Annotated in this window: 17 protein-coding genes; 9 read left to right on the top strand and 8 right to left on the bottom strand. The window is 65.5% G+C overall.

Annotated elements, in window-relative coordinates; translation table 11 throughout:
• Positions 1-33: 33 nt before the first annotated feature.
• From AC3FKG_RS12520 to AC3FKG_RS12530, 3 genes are all read right to left on the bottom strand, one after another.
• A protein-coding gene (locus tag AC3FKG_RS12520) for an IS3 family transposase (RefSeq protein ID WP_488742417.1) occupies positions 34-1,583 on the bottom strand; the annotation gives its coding sequence in 2 pieces (ribosomal slippage) (positions 34-1,097 and positions 1,097-1,583; 1,551 coding nt in all).
• Between the two features lie 227 nt (positions 1,584-1,810).
• Positions 1,811-2,599, bottom strand: a complete 789-nt coding sequence (gene garL, locus AC3FKG_RS12525; RefSeq protein WP_483713820.1) for a 2-dehydro-3-deoxyglucarate aldolase — start codon at positions 2,597-2,599, stop codon at positions 1,811-1,813.
• Positions 2,600-2,614: 15 nt separating this feature from the next.
• Positions 2,615-3,709: a malate/lactate/ureidoglycolate dehydrogenase gene (locus AC3FKG_RS12530; protein ID WP_483713821.1), complete on the bottom strand. Its 1,095-nt coding sequence runs from the start codon at positions 3,707-3,709 to the stop codon at positions 2,615-2,617.
• Between the two features lie 52 nt (positions 3,710-3,761).
• On the opposite strand from AC3FKG_RS12530, the gene AC3FKG_RS12535 reads away from it, so the two are divergent.
• Both AC3FKG_RS12535 and AC3FKG_RS12540 read left to right on the top strand, forming a co-directional pair.
• Positions 3,762-4,040: a hypothetical protein gene (locus AC3FKG_RS12535; RefSeq protein WP_488743232.1), complete on the top strand. Its 279-nt coding sequence runs from the start codon at positions 3,762-3,764 to the stop codon at positions 4,038-4,040.
• Positions 4,041-4,336: 296 nt separating this feature from the next.
• On the top strand, positions 4,337-4,552 hold the full coding sequence (locus AC3FKG_RS12540; RefSeq protein WP_483713828.1) for a hypothetical protein: 216 nt from the start codon (positions 4,337-4,339) through the stop codon (positions 4,550-4,552).
• A 389-nt stretch (positions 4,553-4,941) separates the two neighbouring features.
• On the opposite strand, the gene AC3FKG_RS12545 is transcribed toward AC3FKG_RS12540, so the two are convergent.
• Positions 4,942-5,220 (bottom strand): hypothetical protein, encoded by a 279-nt coding sequence (locus tag AC3FKG_RS12545; protein ID WP_483713829.1) that lies wholly within the window; start codon positions 5,218-5,220, stop codon positions 4,942-4,944.
• Positions 5,221-5,415: 195 nt separating this feature from the next.
• Here AC3FKG_RS12545 and AC3FKG_RS12550 point away from each other — a divergent pair, with 195 nt between their 5' ends.
• The 4 genes from AC3FKG_RS12550 (at position 5,416) to AC3FKG_RS12565 (ending at position 8,627) form a co-directional block, all read left to right on the top strand.
• Positions 5,416-5,538 carry a hypothetical protein gene (locus AC3FKG_RS12550; protein WP_483713830.1) on the top strand — a complete coding sequence of 41 codons (123 nt, stop codon included), beginning with the start codon at positions 5,416-5,418 and terminating at the stop codon, positions 5,536-5,538.
• A 1-nt stretch (position 5,539) separates the two neighbouring features.
• On the top strand, positions 5,540-6,838 hold the full coding sequence (locus AC3FKG_RS12555) for an Nramp family divalent metal transporter (protein ID WP_488743233.1): 1,299 nt from the start codon (positions 5,540-5,542) through the stop codon (positions 6,836-6,838).
• Positions 6,839-7,037: 199 nt separating this feature from the next.
• The gene (locus AC3FKG_RS12560) at positions 7,038-7,955 is read left to right on the top strand and encodes a manganese catalase family protein (RefSeq protein WP_488743234.1); all 918 of its coding nucleotides are present in this window, start codon (positions 7,038-7,040) and stop codon (positions 7,953-7,955) included.
• Positions 7,956-8,060: 105 nt separating this feature from the next.
• Positions 8,061-8,627 carry a DUF3597 domain-containing protein gene (locus AC3FKG_RS12565; RefSeq protein ID WP_483713834.1) on the top strand — a complete coding sequence of 189 codons (567 nt, stop codon included), beginning with the start codon at positions 8,061-8,063 and terminating at the stop codon, positions 8,625-8,627.
• A 57-nt stretch (positions 8,628-8,684) separates the two neighbouring features.
• On the opposite strand, the gene AC3FKG_RS12570 is transcribed toward AC3FKG_RS12565, so the two are convergent.
• Complete coding sequence (locus tag AC3FKG_RS12570) at positions 8,685-9,995, bottom strand: NAD(P)/FAD-dependent oxidoreductase (protein ID WP_483713836.1); 1,311 nt, start codon at positions 9,993-9,995, stop codon at positions 8,685-8,687.
• Positions 9,996-10,022: 27 nt separating this feature from the next.
• Entirely contained in the window at positions 10,023-11,450 is a 1,428-nt protein-coding gene (locus AC3FKG_RS12575) for a homospermidine synthase (RefSeq protein ID WP_483713838.1), read from the bottom strand.
• A 268-nt stretch (positions 11,451-11,718) separates the two neighbouring features.
• Between AC3FKG_RS12575 and AC3FKG_RS12580 the strand changes: the two genes are divergently transcribed.
• On the top strand, positions 11,719-11,988 hold the full coding sequence (locus tag AC3FKG_RS12580; RefSeq protein ID WP_483713839.1) for a hypothetical protein: 270 nt from the start codon (positions 11,719-11,721) through the stop codon (positions 11,986-11,988).
• Positions 11,989-12,177: 189 nt separating this feature from the next.
• On the opposite strand, the gene AC3FKG_RS12585 is transcribed toward AC3FKG_RS12580, so the two are convergent.
• On the bottom strand, positions 12,178-13,092 hold the full coding sequence (locus AC3FKG_RS12585; protein ID WP_488743235.1) for a LysR family transcriptional regulator: 915 nt from the start codon (positions 13,090-13,092) through the stop codon (positions 12,178-12,180).
• 145 nt (positions 13,093-13,237) lie between these two features.
• Between AC3FKG_RS12585 and AC3FKG_RS12590 the strand changes: the two genes are divergently transcribed.
• The gene (locus AC3FKG_RS12590; RefSeq protein WP_488743236.1) at positions 13,238-14,575 is read left to right on the top strand and encodes an MFS transporter; all 1,338 of its coding nucleotides are present in this window, start codon (positions 13,238-13,240) and stop codon (positions 14,573-14,575) included.
• A 17-nt stretch (positions 14,576-14,592) separates the two neighbouring features.
• Positions 14,593-16,065, top strand: a complete 1,473-nt coding sequence (locus AC3FKG_RS12595) for an amidase (protein WP_488743237.1) — start codon at positions 14,593-14,595, stop codon at positions 16,063-16,065.
• 53 nt (positions 16,066-16,118) lie between these two features.
• On the opposite strand, the gene AC3FKG_RS12600 is transcribed toward AC3FKG_RS12595, so the two are convergent.
• Complete coding sequence (locus AC3FKG_RS12600) at positions 16,119-16,805, bottom strand: GntR family transcriptional regulator (protein WP_488743238.1); 687 nt, start codon at positions 16,803-16,805, stop codon at positions 16,119-16,121.
• Position 16,806: the final 1 nt, after the last annotated feature.

A 16,806-nucleotide genomic window follows, 5' to 3' on the forward strand; every position in this document is an offset into this window, starting at 1 on the left:
CGGCGTGTGTCAAGGTAGTTGTCGCGTCCGCCGCTATGCTGCTTTCCGGTACTCCTTAGGCTCCAGCTCAGCCCGCTCGGGGTTCAGGTAGACCACTGGATCCAGCTTCCAATTCCGGATTCCCCGCGACCAGCGCTGCGGGTGCCGGGCGCGCGCAGCCTGATACACCACCATTCGTCGCGCCAGCAGGGGTATCGCTTCCCCGCGGTGCCGCTGGTTCGGCGTGACATACTTCAGCCCGCTGTGACGGTGCTCCTCGTTGTACCAACGCACGAACCGATGCACCCATTCACGCGCCTGTTCCAGCGTATCGAATGGCCTCTCGGGCCACAGCGGGCAGTACTTGGCCGTACGGAACAACGCTTCGGCATAGGCGTTGTCGTTGCTCACGCGTGGGCGGCTGTATGACGGCACCACGCCCAGATCCTGCATCGCAGCGCGCATGCTCAGCCCCTTCATGACGCTGCCATTATCAGAGTGCAGCACCAGCGGCCGCCCAGCCGTTTGCTCGCGCAGACAGCCCAGTTCGAGCAGCCGGCGGGCATGCTCCACCGACTCGCTCTCGTGCACTTCATTGACCACCAGCTTGCGGCTGTAGATGTCCTGCATCATGTACCAGTAGAAGAAGCGACCCTTCACCGTAGTGGGCATCCACGTGATGTCCCAGCACCACACCTGATTGGCACCGTCTGCACGATGCGTGGTCGGCGCGCGGGGCTTGGCATTGTGACTGCGTCCACGTCGCCGGCTCTGCCCTGCAGCCCGAAGCACACGGTAGAACGTCGATTCCGACGCCAGGTAGCGGCCCTCGTCGGCCAACTTCGGCACGATCTGGTGCGGCGTCAGGCTCTCGTAGCCAGGCTGGTTGGCCGCTGCCAGCACGGCCTGCCGTTCTGCCTCGCTGAGCTTGTTCGCCGGCACCGGGCGCTGCGCTCCCGGGCGGCCATCCTCTGGCGCATGGCGCCAGCGCTGCAAGGTGCGCTCACTCAAGTCCAGTTCCTCGCAGGCCCTGGACTGGCGTGCACCGCTCTTTACCGCTTCATCGATCAACGCAATGGCATCGCGGCGATCCGAGACGTTGATCAGTCTTCCTCGTCCCTTCCCCAGATCGCCTCGGCTTTTTTTCTCAGCACCAGCAGCGCTGCTGTCTCAGCCAGCGCCGCATCCTTGCGCTTGAGTTCGCGCTCAAGATCCCGGATCCGCTTCTGAGCCGCCTGTTCCTCGCGGCGCTGCGCCAGGTCAGGCTTGTCTGGTGTCTTGGCATTGGCCTGCTCGCACGCGGCCCGCCACGCCCGGATCTGTTCCGGCTGAATACCCTTCCTGCGGCAGTATTCGGACAGCTCCGCCTCACTCAGGGGCGCCGTCTCCAGCACCACTCGGAACTTGTCCGCACTGGACCACTTATCACTTTGTTTGCCGTTGCCTGGCACAACCTTTCCTTGCTCTCGGGCCGCGTTGCGCCAGTTGCGCAGGCACACCGTTGTAATGCCTGTCTCCCTGGCCAACTCCGCCACCGACCGGTTCAAGGGCGGCTTCATCTGCTCGACCACCCATTCTTTGTACTCCGCCGGATAAGGCTTCATCTTCCAACCGTTACCGCCCCCCATTGTCCTTCATCGAAAGGCAGCGAGGCGACAACTATCCTGACATGGAGGGCTCGGACAAAAAGTGACTCGCCGGCTACGCCGGCGAAACAGCGGCGTTTGCCAGGAGTGATAACCCAATCATTGCCAGAGACGCCCCGCCGGCTACGCCGGCGAAACAGCGGCGCCTGCCAACAGCGACGACCGGGTCATAACCGGGAACGCCATCAGGCAAATCTCTCCCTCAACCCCCTGGCCGCATCCCTCAGCAAAACATGATCCAACCCCACCGCCACGAAATGCATCCCCATATCCAGATACCGCCGCGCATCCGCCTCCACCGCCGTTAGCGTCCCGATCGCTTTCCCGGCCCGATTGGCCGCCTCGCACACCTGCTGCACAGCGGCCTGCACCTCGGCGTGATTCGGATTGCCAAGATGCCCATACCCCGCCGCCAGATCGTTCGGGCCGATAAAAATCCCATCGACCCCCGGCTCCGCGCAGATCCCGGCAATCGCCTCCACCCCCTTGCGGCTTTCAATCTGCACCAGCACGCAGATGTTCTCGTTGATGGTCTTGAAGAAGTCCGGCAACGTGCCATAGCGATTCTGCCGCTGCACGCCCGACACGCCACGCACCCCGTCCGGCGGATAACGCGTCGCACGCACCGCGCGACGCGCTTCTTCCGCTGACTCCACGAACGGGATCAGGAAGTTGTAGAAGCCGATATCCAGCAGCCGCTTGATCATGACCGGATCATTCCACGGCGGCCGCACCACCGGCGCGCTGACGCTGTCCTTCAGTGCCATCAGCTGCGGTGCGAGCGTCAGCACATCGTTGGGCGAATGCTCGCCATCGAGCAGCAACCAGTCGAAGCCGGCCAGGCCGATGATTTCGCTGGTCACGGGCTGCCCAAGCGAACTCCACAAGCCGATCAGGCGCTTGCGTGCCAGGATGTCGGCGCGAAACTTGTTGGGCAGCGGATGGATCTGGGGCAGATGCGCGGTGGTGGTCATCGTCGGAGCTCCTGTTCAGTTGGCCGCGAGGGCGGAAAGCGGGCCGGGCGACTTGCCCCGTGCCTGCGACACGCGCGCAGCGGCATCGTCCAGCTGGGCCAGCGTGCCGCTGTCCACGGGAATCCATTCCGCACGCTCACGTCGCCAGGCGCGCTCGGGGTCGCCAGGCAACTGGATGGCACCGTTGCCCGGCTGCAGGCGCGAGGCCTTCATCCATTCGACGAACGCTTGCACCTCATGACCGAAGGTGGTGCTGCTGCCGAGCCGCGCCGGGTCGAAGATGATTGCCAGCATGTTGTTCCAGACCGCGTGCTCGTGCGTGAGCGTCTCGGGCCGGATCGTGTGGCCGCCCGTCACGGCCGCGCCCAGCAGTTCGCACATCACGGCCAGCACATAACCCTTGTGCTCGCCGAACGTGCGCAGCGCGCCTTGCGGCGTACCAGGGTGCGGAAACATGACGGCAGGGTCGTCGGTCGGATGGCCGTTCGGGTCCATCAGGCAGCCGGGTGGCACGGGCACGCCCTTGTTGTTGGCCACGCGCACCTTGCCCAGCGCGATGGCGCTGGTGGCAAAGTCCAGCACCAGCGGCGGCTGGCCAGCCACTGGCACGCCGATCGTGAACGGGTTGGTGCCGAAGCGCGGATCATAGCCGCCATGCGGCGCAACGATCGGCTTGGACAGCACGTTCACGAAGTGGATCGAGATCATGCCGGCCGCGGTCGCCTGCTCGGCCCAGTGGCCCACGCGTCCCAGATGGTGCGAGCGGCGCAACCCCAGCACGCATACGCCATGCTCGCGCGCGCGCTCGATGCCCAGCCGCATCGCCTGCTCGGTCACGGCCTGGCCCATGCCGCGATTGCCATCGAGGCTCAGGATGCCGCCCGATTCATGCACCACGCTGACCTGCTGCTTCAGCTGCAGCTGGTCTCCCTGCCACGACATCACGTACTTGGGAATCATGCCCACGCCATGCGAATCGTGGCCCGACAGGTTGGCCCCGACCAGATGGTCGGCCGTCAATACGGCCTCGCGTTGATCGGACCCGGCCGCCAGCCAGAGGTCGACTACCCATCGATGCAGGCCCGCGGTCGGGATTCGGTGCTCACTCATGCTGACTCCGTGTGAAGTGGGTTTCGTTGATCGGGTTGTGCAATTTTGCACCATGAGCGATGACAGCCGTGCCGGTGTGTCGGTGGCGGGGCTCGGATCTGCGACGATCAATCCCGACCTCGGCCCTGCGGAGGGGGGCAATGGCATGCCGACGGGCAAGGTGTCGCTCTATGAGCGGGTTTCATACCAGCATCACCAGGAACGGCGGGCGTGCAGCGATGGCTGTTCAATGCTGGTATGCGGTATTTGTTTTAAAGATTTCATTCGGCCGTTCGTGTCCCCTTTCGGCATCGAGACCCGGGGAAGGGCGCTGGAGACAATTGCCGACTGATGCGTCGCTGCACACGCGTGTCCAGCAAGGCGCCCGGGCGACTGCTTCAGCGGCAACAGGGAAACGATTGACGATCGGACCGATCGCGCCCCTGCGAGGCTCCCCACTGCGCCGTCCACGACACGGCGCGCTGTCAGGAACCTCCTACGCACGATTCAGTCCGCCTGGCCCGGCTTTGTCGTCCCCCACTGAAGGCATTGGCGAGGTTCCCCATCTAGCCTTGAAATCAAGGAGGTGCCGATGCAGTGTGGCGGTGCCAGTGGAATGTGCCTCAGAGCCCCGGAAGGAGTGACACGATGCGCAGATCAGAAAATTCGCTACGCGCGCTGGTGGAAAAGTGGTTGTCGCCCAGCGACGCCAGCCCGGCGCGGGTCACCTGCTTCCGGCATCTTGCCAATCACAAGGGCTGCCTGGTGTGTGTCGAATCCACGCGAACCACTCGGCGCTTGTCCATCGCCTTCTTCCGCCATGGGGATGGCGCCTGGTATGTATTTCCGCCCGTCGCCGGGTAATGGCAGGTTCCCCGCGCCACGTGCGGCCCGGTCAGTCTGACCAAAGACGCCAGGGGTGCACTATGGGCTGCAGGCGTGAGGTCTCCGGTATGCGCGCGAATTGCCTCCCTAAATCAATCCCCATCCGCTGTTTCGCAATTCCTCTTTCATCACCCCTGCGATCCATTCTCTTCGCTCATCGTCCATGGGCGAATGGCGCCTGCGCGGATCGCGGCGTACGTACCCGGGGTGACTTGATATGCCACGCCCACGCCGCTAAATTGCGAATCAGCGCCATCGGCCGGCGCAGATGGGGCAGCGAGCCCTGCTCGGGCGTGGTCGAAACCGACACCAGGTTCCCTGAACACCGCGAGCGCGCTATGGGTGCGCGTCCGGCCAGCGCGACGCGTTCATGGCTCTCCGGCTCTGCCGCCGGCTTTGATCGGAATCCCGGCAATTTTGACGGGACCGAGACGGCCATTCAGTTCCGCAACCAGATCCCGATGTCGCCGTTGGGCCGTCACGGTCTCTCGCAGTGCGGCCAGAAGCTGGCGTGCGACCGTGGTGTCATGCCCGTCCCTGTCAAGCTCTCTCACCAGTGCAATCTGGCGCCGTACGCGCTCGCGGCCTTCTTTGATATATCGATCGCAAATTGCAAGATCCGGAGCGCGGGTCTCCTCGTCGGGCATCGCAATTCTCCGCGATTGGTCTTCACTTAGGATACACATTCCGCATAGCCGGTACGCCACCCCGGAATGGTCGCGTTGCGGACAGAAAAGTGACGCACTGGTATTGAAGCTCTCCTTCTGGCGCTGGCACGAGTCGTGCACCTCCGTCGTCGTTCTGAATTACTGCGGCGCCCCGTGCGCCGAGGGAGAGCCGCCATGTCGATCTATCCGGCGCACCGGTTCTGGCGCGCCCATCCGTACCGGATGACCGCCGGCATGCTGGTGCTGGGCGGCGGGGCCATGTCGCTAGTCCTCCGCCTGTGCGCCTTGCTTGGCTGAGATGCCTCCTCCCGAGCATTGCGCTTCCCTCGTCGCAGCGGAACGCGCGGCGAGCGATGGCTGGCGCGGCATGTTGCGCTTTGCGGGGCCGGGTTATCTGGTGGCGGTCGGGTACATGGACCCCGGCAACTGGGCGACCGATCTCGCCGGCGGTTCCGCCTATGGCTATCGCCTGCTGTGGGTCATCGCCATGTCCAGTTGCATGGCAGTGCTGTTGCAGGTGCTCGCCAGCCGGCTCGGCCTGGTCTGTGGCATGGACCTGGCGCAGGCCTGCCGCCAACTCAGTTCGCGACGCTCGGCGCTGGCGCAGTGGGTGTTGTGCGAGATCGCAATCTGCGCGGCCGACCTGGCCGAGGTCATCGGCACCGCCATAGCGCTGAACCTGCTGTTCGGCTTGCCGCTCGCATGGGGCGTCGCGCTGACCGTGTTCGACGTGCTGCTGGTGCTGGTCCTGCAGCAGCGCGGCTATCGGCGCCTGGAGGCCTTCGTCATCAGCATGGTGGCACTGGTGCTGGCGTGTTTTGTCGCGATGCTGCTGATCGCCCGGCCGGCGTGGCAGGACGTGGCGGCCGGACTGGTGCCCCACGGGCCGACGTTGCGGGATCCTGCCGCGCTTTATATCGGCATCGGGATCATCGGCGCCACGGTCATGCCGCACAACCTCTATCTCCATTCGGCGGCGGTGCGCACGCGTGCGCTCGATGGCAGCACGGCGGACCTGCGCCGAGCGCTGCGCTTCATGGCCATCGACACGGTGGTGGCGCTGTCGCTGGCCTTTGTCATCAACGCCGCCATCCTGATCACGGCAGCGGGGGTGTTCCATCAGGCGGGGCGTACCGACGTCGCGGAGATCCAGGATGCGTACCGCTTGCTCAGTCCTCTTACGGGCGCCGCCTGGGCCAGCCTGGTATTTGGCGTGGCGCTGCTGGCGTCGGGGCAGTGTTCGGCGGTGACCGCTACGCTTGCTGGCCAGGTGGTGATGGAGGGCTTCCTGCAGACCCGCCTTCCGCCCTGGCTGCGGCGGCTGGTCACGCGCTGCGTCGCTATCGTGCCGGCGTTCGTGGTGGCGACGCTCTATGCCGAGCGCGGCATGGCGCAGCTACTGCTGCTGAGCCAGGTGATTCTTTGCCTGCAGCTTCCGTTCGCCGCGATCCCGCTGGTGCGCTACACCAGCAGCCGCGCGCAAATGGGCGAGCACGTGAATCCGCGCTGGTTGATCGGGCTCGCGTGGACGGCCGTGGCCATCATCGTGACGATGAATGCCGCCTTGCTCTGGATGCTGGCGGCGCCACGGTATTAAGCCGTTCCACGCGCAAGGAACGGCCTCCCATCATGCCGCGCACTGCAATTCCTACACGCCCGAGCGTCGGCAGCGGCCGGGCGCCGGTTGGCTGCTCTTGAAATCGCGGTGTGCGGGCCGCGACTGGCATGGTCAATGCAGCGGCACGGCTGCGCCTGTGCTGGGACAAGGCGCGTCTGGACACATCCTGGAGCTGACCATGTTCATACACAACAAGCGATTGCAATATACCGTGCGCGTGTCGCGTGCAGACCCTGGCCTGGCGAACCTTCTGCTGGAGCAATTCGGTGGCCCGCAAGGAGAACTGGCGGCGGCAACGCGCTATTTCACGCAGGCGTTGAGCGAGGAAGATCCCGGCCGCAAGGACATGCTGCTGGACATTGCCACCGAAGAACTCAGCCACCTGGAAGTAATCGGGTCCCTGATCGCGATGCTGAACCGGGGCGCGAAGGGTCGGCTGGCCGAAGGGTCCGAGCAGGAAGCCGAGTTGTACCGGTCCCTGTCCGGCGCGGGCAACGACAGCCACGTCACGCAGCTTCTGTTCGGCGGCGGCCCCGCGCTCGTGAACTCGGCGGGTGTGCCATGGACCTCGGCCTGTATCGATACGATCGGCGAGCCCACGGCCGACCTGCGCTCCAATATTGCCGCGGAAGCGCGTGCCAAGATCATCTACGAGCGCCTGATGAATCTCAGCGACGATCCCAGCGTCAGCGAGGCGCTTGGCTTCCTGATGACGCGCGAGATCGCGCACCAGAAGTCATTCGAACGCGCGCTGTACTCGATCGCGGGCAACTTCCCACCGGGCAAGACGCCGGGCGTCGAGCCGTTCGATTCGGTCTACTACAGGATGTCGCAGGGCACCGAACCGAAGCGCGGGCCATGGAACGACGACAGGAACTTCGAGTTCGTCGAAGACCCGCCGCCCGCCGTGGATGGCGGAGATGGCTTGGCAACAGTCCGTCTGACGCCGGAAGAGGAGTCGGCCGTCGCGGCGTTTGCCATGCGCGACGCGTCCGACGTCAACAGCGATCCGGTCACGGGCGCCGATCTCGGTGCGGATGGGGTTGAGCCTGAGTCAGACGAACCCGAGTCCGGGTCCGAGGCCGGGAAGCGCTAGGTCGCGCGAGCCGCCATGTCAGCGCAGGCGTGCTGCGCGCCCGCCTGCCGCGGAGGGAACGAAAATTGCACGAAGGCAAGGCTTACACCTGGTATGGAGGCTGAGATGAGCATCTTCAAAGACATCCTGAACAAGCTGCTTCACAGGGGGCAGGCTGCGCAACCGCAGACCACTTCGACCGCGAGCCCCGGAGCGGCGCCCGGCACGACCGCCGGGACTTCGCCGGGCACGTCGACGGGTTCGGTTGGGGGTACGGCTGGAGGTACGGCTGGGGGTATGGCATCAGGCACCGGAGGCGCTCAGGCCGCTTCGGGCACGGCGCCGTCCGGTGGGAGCCCCTCTGCCGGCGGCACGGCTTCGTCGGCGGGCGGGACACCGGCATCCTCTGGCGCGACGGGCCAGCGGCCGCTGTCCCAGGTCGACGTGGAGGCGGTCATGGACCGGGCTGTGAGCGAATCGGGCCAGGCGCTGAACTGGCGGACATCGATCGTCGATACGCTCAAGGCGCTGGGCATCGACAGCAGCCTCGAGCATCGCAAGGCGCTCGCGCACGAGCTGAACTACACGGGCGACACCAACGACTCGGCGTCGATGAACACGTGGCTGCACAAGCGGCTGATGCAGGAACTGGCGGCGAATGGCGGCAAGCTGCCGGCCTCGCTGACGGACTGACCATTCTGCGCGGACGTGAAGGTTTGCGCCGCCGGTTCTGCAATCCGGCCGGCGCCGTCAGAGCAGGTCGCGCAGTTTGTAGTACCACATGCCGAGCACGAGTGCGGGCGTGCGCAAGGCATCACCGCCCGGAAAGCGGTGATGCCGGATGCGCGTAAACACGTCGAACCGGGTGGCATCGCCGCTGACGGCTTCCGCAATCAGTTTTCCCGCCATGCCGGCGAACACCACGCCGTGCCCGGAGAAGCCTTGCGCATAGTAGAGGCACTTGCCGACGCGCCCCAGGTCCGGCGCGCGGTTCATGGTGATATCGATGAAGCCGCCCCAGGCGTAATCGACCTTCAGGTCCTCGGTCTGAGGGAAGACCCGCACCATGCGCGCCCGGATACGGTCCACCAGATTGCGGGGCGGACGGGCACTGAAGGTCTCACCGGCACCGAACAACAGGCGGTGGTCCGCGCTGACGCGGAAGTAATCGACGATGAGGTTGTTGTCCGATGCGGCTGCCATGGCCGGCATCAGCGCAGCGGCACTGGCGCGTTCCATCGGCTCCGTCGCAATCATGTACGTGCCCACGGGCATGATGCGCGCCTGGATCTCCGGTGCCATGTGGTCGCCGAATTCACCGAGGTACACGTTGCCCGCCAGCACCGCCTGCTTGCACGCGATCTCGCCCTCGGCGGTTTTCACCACGGCGTCTTCCCCGGCTTCGAGCCGGTAGGCCGCCGAGTTCTCGAACACCCGGACGCCTTTGCGCACAGCCGCCGCGCCCAGCCCGAGGCAGTACTTCAAGGGATGCAGGTGGCCGGAGTGTGCATCGTAGGCGCCGGCAACAAAGCGGCTGCTGCCGACGTACTGCGGCAGCTGGCCGTTGCCAATCCATTCGAGCGGATAGCCATAGACGTCACGGGTATGCCTGACCCATGCCTCCAGGTCGCGCACCTTTCCTTCGCGTGGCGCGAGGGTCAGGTAGCCGCGCACATAGTCGCAGTCGATGCCGAAGTGCGCGATGCGCTGGCGGAGCAGATCGATTCCCTCGACTGACACGTTCCAGGCCGCCTTGGCGATGTCCTTCGTGCACTGGCGCTCGATCGCCCGCTCGCCCTCGGACCCGAAGCCCACGATCGCCTGGCCGCCGTTGCGACCCGAAGCGCCCCAGCCGATGCGCTGCGCTTCGAGCAGTGCCACGCTGAAGCCGCGCTCGGCGAGTTCGATCGCACATGACAGTCCCGCGTAGCCGCCGCCGACGACGCACACATCGGCCTTGACATGCCCGTGCAGCGGTCCGTTGGGAACGGGGCGCTGCACACTCGCCTCGTAGTAGGAGTTCTCGATAACGCCCAGTTCCTTATGCAACAAGCCAGACATCCGCTTGTCCTCCTCGGGCCGGGTTCGCTACGTCACGCGAACGTTGATGAACTGCCAGGGATCTTCGTCCGCCGGTTCCCGGTACAACTCGGAGTGCTGGGCCAGCGGTGTCCAGTCGCCGTAGACGCCCACGACTTCGCCAAGATAAGGGCAAGCGATGCGCAGCACGGTCTGGTAATCGAGATCGTCGGGCTCGACCACGCCGGCTTGCGGATTTTCGATCGCCCAGACCATGCCGCCGAGAATGCCAGCCACGACCTGCAGGCTGGTAGCCGTGTTGTGCGGCGCCAGTTCGCGCGCTTGGGCGGTCGACAACCGCGAGCCATACCAGTAGACGCCACGCTCATTTCCCATCAGCAGGACACCGAGCTCGTCCATGCCGTCGGTGATGTCGTCGCGCATGATGCGCTGCCTGTCTTGCTTGCGCCAGCCGTGCCCGGCCAGTTCGTCGATCGACAGCAGGGTGTCGTCGCAGGGGCGGTAGGCATAGTGAACGGTCGGCCGATAGACCACTTCGCCGTTTTCCCGCAGCGTCAGGTGGTCGGCCATCGAGATGGATTCGCCGTGCGTGATCAGGAAGCCGTGGAACGGCCCGCCGAGCGGCGTCCAGCTGCGCACGCGCGTGCTGAAGCCGGGACGCGTCAGGTACACCGCGGCGTCGGAACCGAAGCCATGCCGCTGCGCATCGTCGGGCCAGTATCGTTCATGCGTGCCCCAGCCCAGTTCCGCGGGCTGCGTGCCTTCCTCGATAAAGCCGTCCACCGACCAGGTGTTGACGAACTCGTTGTCGCCCTTGCGCGCGGTGCCGACCTGCGTGTCGCGCTCGGCGATATGGATGGCTTTGATGCCGAGGCGTCGTGCCAGCGTCGCCCAGTCCTCGAAAGACCGGGGCGGCGCGTAATGCAGATCGTTGTCGGCGGCCAGGTTGACGAGGGCCTGCTTCAGGAGCGCGGAGATCAGGCCGGGATTGGCGCCTTGCGTCATGATCGCCGTCGGCCCGTTGCGCTTGTCCAGGCGGAATGCGAACACGCCTTCGCGCAAGGCATAGTTGCTGCGGCGCGATAGCGAGGCATTGGGATCCACCGAGCCGCCACGCCATGGCTCGATGGACGTGTCCAGGTAAAGCACGCCGTGTTCCCAGCAATACCTCACCAGGGCTTCGCTGGAAACGTTGACCGACAGGTTCAGCAGGAAATCGCCCTTGCCGGTGTGGCGCTGGAGAATCTCGCGATGGTTTTTCTCGTTCAGTCCTTGTTCGATCACTTGCACGCCATATTCCCGCGCGATCTCGACAGGCGTCCCGGGTGGGCAGAGCACGGTGATCTGCGACGGCTCCAGCGCGATATGGCGGAGCAGCAGCGGCAGCAGGGAACTTGCGATACTGCCGAAGCCGATGATGAGCATGCGCCCGTCAAAGCGGGCATGTTTGGTGAAACCGGTGTTGGGCTCGACCATCACTTTCCCCGGATGCGCGACAGCGCCATGGTTGTCTTCCACGCGATGGTGGTGCCCCATCCCCATGCAAACGCTATGCCAAGCGACCCAAGTCGTGCCGCGGCGAACCATTCGGGCGATTCACTTCGCGTGCCGGGTCTATGCTTGAAGTGAAGTCTGCCCTGAAGAGACGTATCTAGATTTCGCGCGATCCGGTCGCTATATCAGAGAGGAGCGGCGATGTATCCGGGGTTTGCGGTCGCTCAGGCAGGACCACCTGGAGAGCACCATGCTCGATCTGGCGACAGAGCTCCGCGACCTGGAGCGCAGCGAAAAACATATCGACGATGGGCGCGAGCGCATCCGCCGTCAGATCGCGCTGATGAGGGGGCTGCAAGCCGGAACCGTCGAGACGGCACTGGCACGCCAGACGCTGGCGGCGCTGCGCAGTTCCGTGGCCGCGCAGCGGTGTCATCGCGCGCTGATCCTGCAGGTGCTGAACGACCACCCGCGGCTGCGGCTAGGCATGGCGTCGGTCGAGGGATTGATTCCAGGGTAGAACGGACCGCACAGTGAATAGGTAACCCTATCGCGAATCTTCGCGATGCAGCGATGTGCGGCATCCGCTTACAGTGAAAGGGTGCTTCCCGACGCAAGAGGTTCCGGCTGGGCGGGCTCGATGTACTCGGGCAGCGCGGGCTCGTGGACCGCAAGCCCCCCTCTGTTCCTTCCCGTCCTGCGGGAATCGTCAACGGGACAAGTTCAGACCGGGAACCGAACGTATCGCCAGGCGCGCACATTCGGTGAACCAGCTGGCGGGCGCATCCAGCACATTGCCTTTACGCCGGACGATCCCGATCTGCATCGTTGGTAGCGGCTCCTGCAGCCGGATCTCGCTGATCAGCGGCGCCATCCACGGCAGTGAAAGCACCGGCTGCGGCACAGGGGCGATGGCATCGCCCTGGGTAGACAGCACCAGCGATGCCATCGACGAAGGGCATTCGATGATCTGGCGCGGCAGTGGCACGTGATGGCGGAGGAACCACTGGCGAACCGTTTCGCTGGTGCCGCCGCGCGAACTGTCGAGGAGCCAGGCCGATTCCCCGAGGTCCGCCAGCCGATGCGGCCCCAGCCCGAACTTGCCGGGGCGGGTCGACATGGCGACGGCAAGGCGACCCAATGGCTCGAACGCCAGGTCCGCCCCCAACACCTCCGGCATCAGCGACGTGATCGCGACATCGACGGATCCGTCCCGCAGCAAGGGCAGCATGTCCGACAGGAAGGCGTCGCGAATGGTCAGGCGCGCGTCGGGATAGCGGCTGCGAAAACGCTGCAGTGCGTCCGGTAGGCACATCAGCGAGAACGCCGGCGTCACGGCCGCATGGATGTGCGGCGTGCCCTGTCCGGACAGGCTCCGGATCGACGCGCGGGCGTCGTCCACTTCGGCCAGTATCAGCTTGGCGCGCCTGAGCAGTTCAAGTCCGGCGTCATTGAGCCGCACGCCTTGCGGGCTGCGGCTCAGCAACGGCGCCTGCAGGTCAAGTTCCAGTTCCCGCAGGGACTTGGTCACCGCTGTCTGGGACAGTGCCAGTGAACGGGCCGCGGCGCGGATGGTGCCCTGTTCGGCAATGGCGACAAAGGCGCGCAACTGACTGTTCTTCATGTTCTCACCCTCGCGGATAGCCATACTGAGGTGAACACCAAAAGGGTTCGCTATGAAATCTTATCAGTAGCGCGACGAGAAGGGGATTCCTACCATGCAGGGCATCGCGGAGGCCAGCGCTTCCGCCAACTATTCAGGAGATGCCATGCGCCCGCAGGTCAACTTCGAGAGCCCGGAAGGGCTCCCGGCTCCGCCCGGTTCCATGACCGCCAGTCCCGCCGCGGGCGATAACGCCCTCTACGCCAGGGTGACAAGGCGGCTGGTCGGCTTCCTCTTCATCTGCTTTATCTTCGCGTTCCTGGACCGGATCAATGTCGGCTTCGCCAAGATCGGCATGCAGGCCGACCTTGGCTTCAGCGAAGCCGTCTTCGGGTTGGGCGCGGGCATCTTCTTCGTGAGCTACTTCCTGCTGGAAGTCCCGAGCAACCTGCTGCTGGGGCGTTTTGGCGCCCGGCGCTGGATTGCCCGCATCATGGTGACGTGGGGACTGTTGTCCATGGCCACCCTGTTCGTCAGGACGCCGACGCAGTTCTATGTGCTGCGCCTGCTGCTCGGCGCCGCCGAGGCCGGCTTTTTCCCTGGCGTCATGCTGTACCTGACGCAGTGGTATCCGGCCGACCGGCGCGGCCGCGTCATCACGCTGTTCATGGCGGCCATCCCGGTCTCCAGCATCTTCGGCAGTCCGCTGTCCGGCTGGATCCTGCGCGCATTCGACGGCCACGCAAGCATGGCCGCCTGGCAATGGCTCTACCTGGTCGAGGGATTTCCGGCCGTCCTGCTAGGACTGATCACGCTTTGCTACCTGCCTGACACTATCGCGCAGGCAAAGTGGCTCAGCCCGGCCGAACGGCAACTGCTGCAGCAACGTGTCGCCAGCGACGCGAAACACGCCAGCGCCCACCGCATGCGCGATGCCTTCCGCTCGCCGATGGTCTGGCTGCTTGCGTTCATCAACTTCGCCTTTCTGTGCGGCATTACGCTGGCCTTCTGGATGCCGTCCATGCTGCGCAAAGCCGGGGTGATGAACACGGTCGAGATAGGCTGGATGGTCGCCGTACCGTATGTCGTGGCGGTCATCGGCATGCTGGTGCTGGGCCGGACCTCCGATGCCAGCGGTGAACGCCGCTGGCACAGTGCCTTGCCCGGCTTTGCCGCGGCTGCGGGCCTCGCTGTCATGCCCTGGACGCTGGATAACCCGACGCTGCTGCTGGTTGCCGGCACCGTCGCCATCGGCTGCAACGTGGTCGCCAACGCGCTGTACTGGAACCTGCCGACGGCCTTCATGTCGGGTGCGGCGGCCGCCGTCGGTCTCGCCTTCGTCAATGCGTTCGGGCAGATCGCCGGGTTTGCCAGCCCATCGGTGTTCGGCTGGCTGTTTGCGACGACCGGAAGCGCATCGCTCGGCCTGGGCGTTCTCGCCGCTTGTCTCGCGCTGGGCAGCACCGCGGTGCTCCTGATGCCTGCTCAGGCCGTCAACCGCTGATTGAAGGGAGTTGTCCGGTGAAAGACTATTCCACTGCCCATGAATGCCTGCGCTCGCTGAGCCAGGGGGAAAGTTCAAGCGTCGAGGTGCTCAACAGCCAGTTGGACCGTGTCTCGGCGATCGATCCCGACATCAACGCCGTTGCGGTGCTGGATGCGGAGCGCGCACTGCTGCGCGCCGCCGAAGCGGATGCCGACCGCGCGCGCGGTCGGAGCTGGGGCCCGCTGCACGGCTTGCCGATTACCGTAAAGGAGTCGTTCGACGTGGCCGGCCTGCCCACGACGTGGGGCTACGAGGCCTTCAGGACCAATATCGCCACGCGCCACGCGGTGGCCGTGCAACGCCTGGTGGATGCCGGTGCGATCGTTTTCGGCAAGACCAACGTGCCGGTTTCGCTGGCCGACTGGCAGACCTTCAACCCGGTATATGGAACGACCAGCAACCCTTGGGATCCGACCCGCGTGCCGGGCGGTTCTTCGGGCGGATCGGCGGCAGCCCTGGCAGCCGGCTACACCTGCCTCGAACTGGGGAGCGACATTGGCGCCTCCATCCGGAATCCGGCGCACTACTGCGGCGTGTACGGCCACAAGCCGACCTGGGGCGTAGTCCCCATGGAAGGCCACGCGTTGCCGGGGATCGCCTGCATCGACAGCGTGGATATCGCCGTTGCCGGGCCCATGGCGCGCTGTGCGCACGACCTCGAACTGGCGATGGACGTGCTGGGGTCGCCCGCCCATAGCTTTGGCAGCCACGGCTGGCAGCAAGCGCGCTGGCGCGACCGCAGCAGGCCGGTCGAGAGCCTGCGGATCGCCGTCATGGCCGACGACCCCGTGGCACGCGTCGACAGCGCGATCGTCGCGGGACTTCAGGCGCTGGCTTCCTTCCTGCGCGGGGAGGTTGCCTGTGTCAGCGAGGACCGCCGGCCGGTCGACAGCGGCGAGGCGCGTGCGGTGTACCTGCACCTTGTGCGCGGCGCGACCGGAGCGTTTCTTCCCGATGACGCCTACGACGCGGCCAGGCGCACGGCGAACCTGCTTGACCCCGCCGACATGAGCTACCGCGCTTGCCACTATCGCGGCACCACGCTCACGCACCGGGACTGGTTCGCGCTCGACCAGCGCCGCGCGACGCTGCGCAGGCAATGGGACCACTTCTTCAACGACTTCGATTTGCTGATCTGCCCGGTCGCCACGACGACCGCCTTTGCGCACAACCAGAACGGCGAGCGCTGGGAGCGCATGCTCGATGTCAATGGACAGCCGCAGGAGAGCACCGATTCGATGTTCTGGGCCGGATATCCCGGGGTAGTCGGCCTGCCGGCCACCGCTGTCCCGCTGGGCCGCGATTCGCGTGGATTGCCGTTCGGCGGGCAGATTATCGCAGCGGCGTTCTCGGACTTCGTGGCACTGCGCTTTGCGCAATGGCTCGCGCGCGAATGGTATGCCTTCCAGGCGCCGGAATCGCTCTGCACGGCGGCCTCGACTGCCTGAAACGCCAACGGCCCGTGCATGGCGCGGGGCCGCCGCCTTGGAAAACGGGGCCCTCAGTCGGACAGGGCGCGCAGCCGTGGCGCGCGCTCCGGGTCCAGATGTTCGGCGAGGTTGTCCAGCGCGCGCGCCGCGTCGTGGCTCGACAGTGCGGCGAGCAGGTCCACGTGTTCGTCGACGACCAGGCGGACCTGCGTCGGATCCGGCGGCGTCGAAAGGCAGGCCAGCAGGTGGCGGAACCGGAGCGCATCGAACAGCTCGACCAGCAGGTCATTGCCAGCCAGGCTGACGATGGCCCGATGGAACTGGCGGTCGAGTTCGGCCGCCTCGAAGAAGTTGCGCTCCAGGACCAGTCGGCTGATCTCGCCGATCATGCGTGCCAGTTCCGCGGGGACGGCCTGTTTTTGCTGGCAGATGGTCCGGATGGCATGGCTTTCCAGGGCGAACCGGGCCTCAAGGAACTGGCGCAGTTCCTGGGCGGTCACGCCGCGCACGCGGGCGCCTCGCCGTGGAATAAGTTCGATGAATCCCTCCGCCGACAGGCGTCGCAAGGCCTCTCGAATCGGCGTGCGTGACACGCCGATTTCTTCGGACAGCGGTTCTTCTTCCAGGAAGGCGCCGCTGGCGTATTGCCCGCGCAGGATCTGCCCGTGGATGTGCTGGTAGGCGCGTTCGGCGGCGGAGAGCGCGGTGGTGGTCTTGGAACTCTCGGAACCCATAGGGTGGATTTTTGTGTACGTCATG

The sequence above is a fragment of the Cupriavidus sp. 22TCCZM04-2 genome (genome assembly GCF_057798895.1).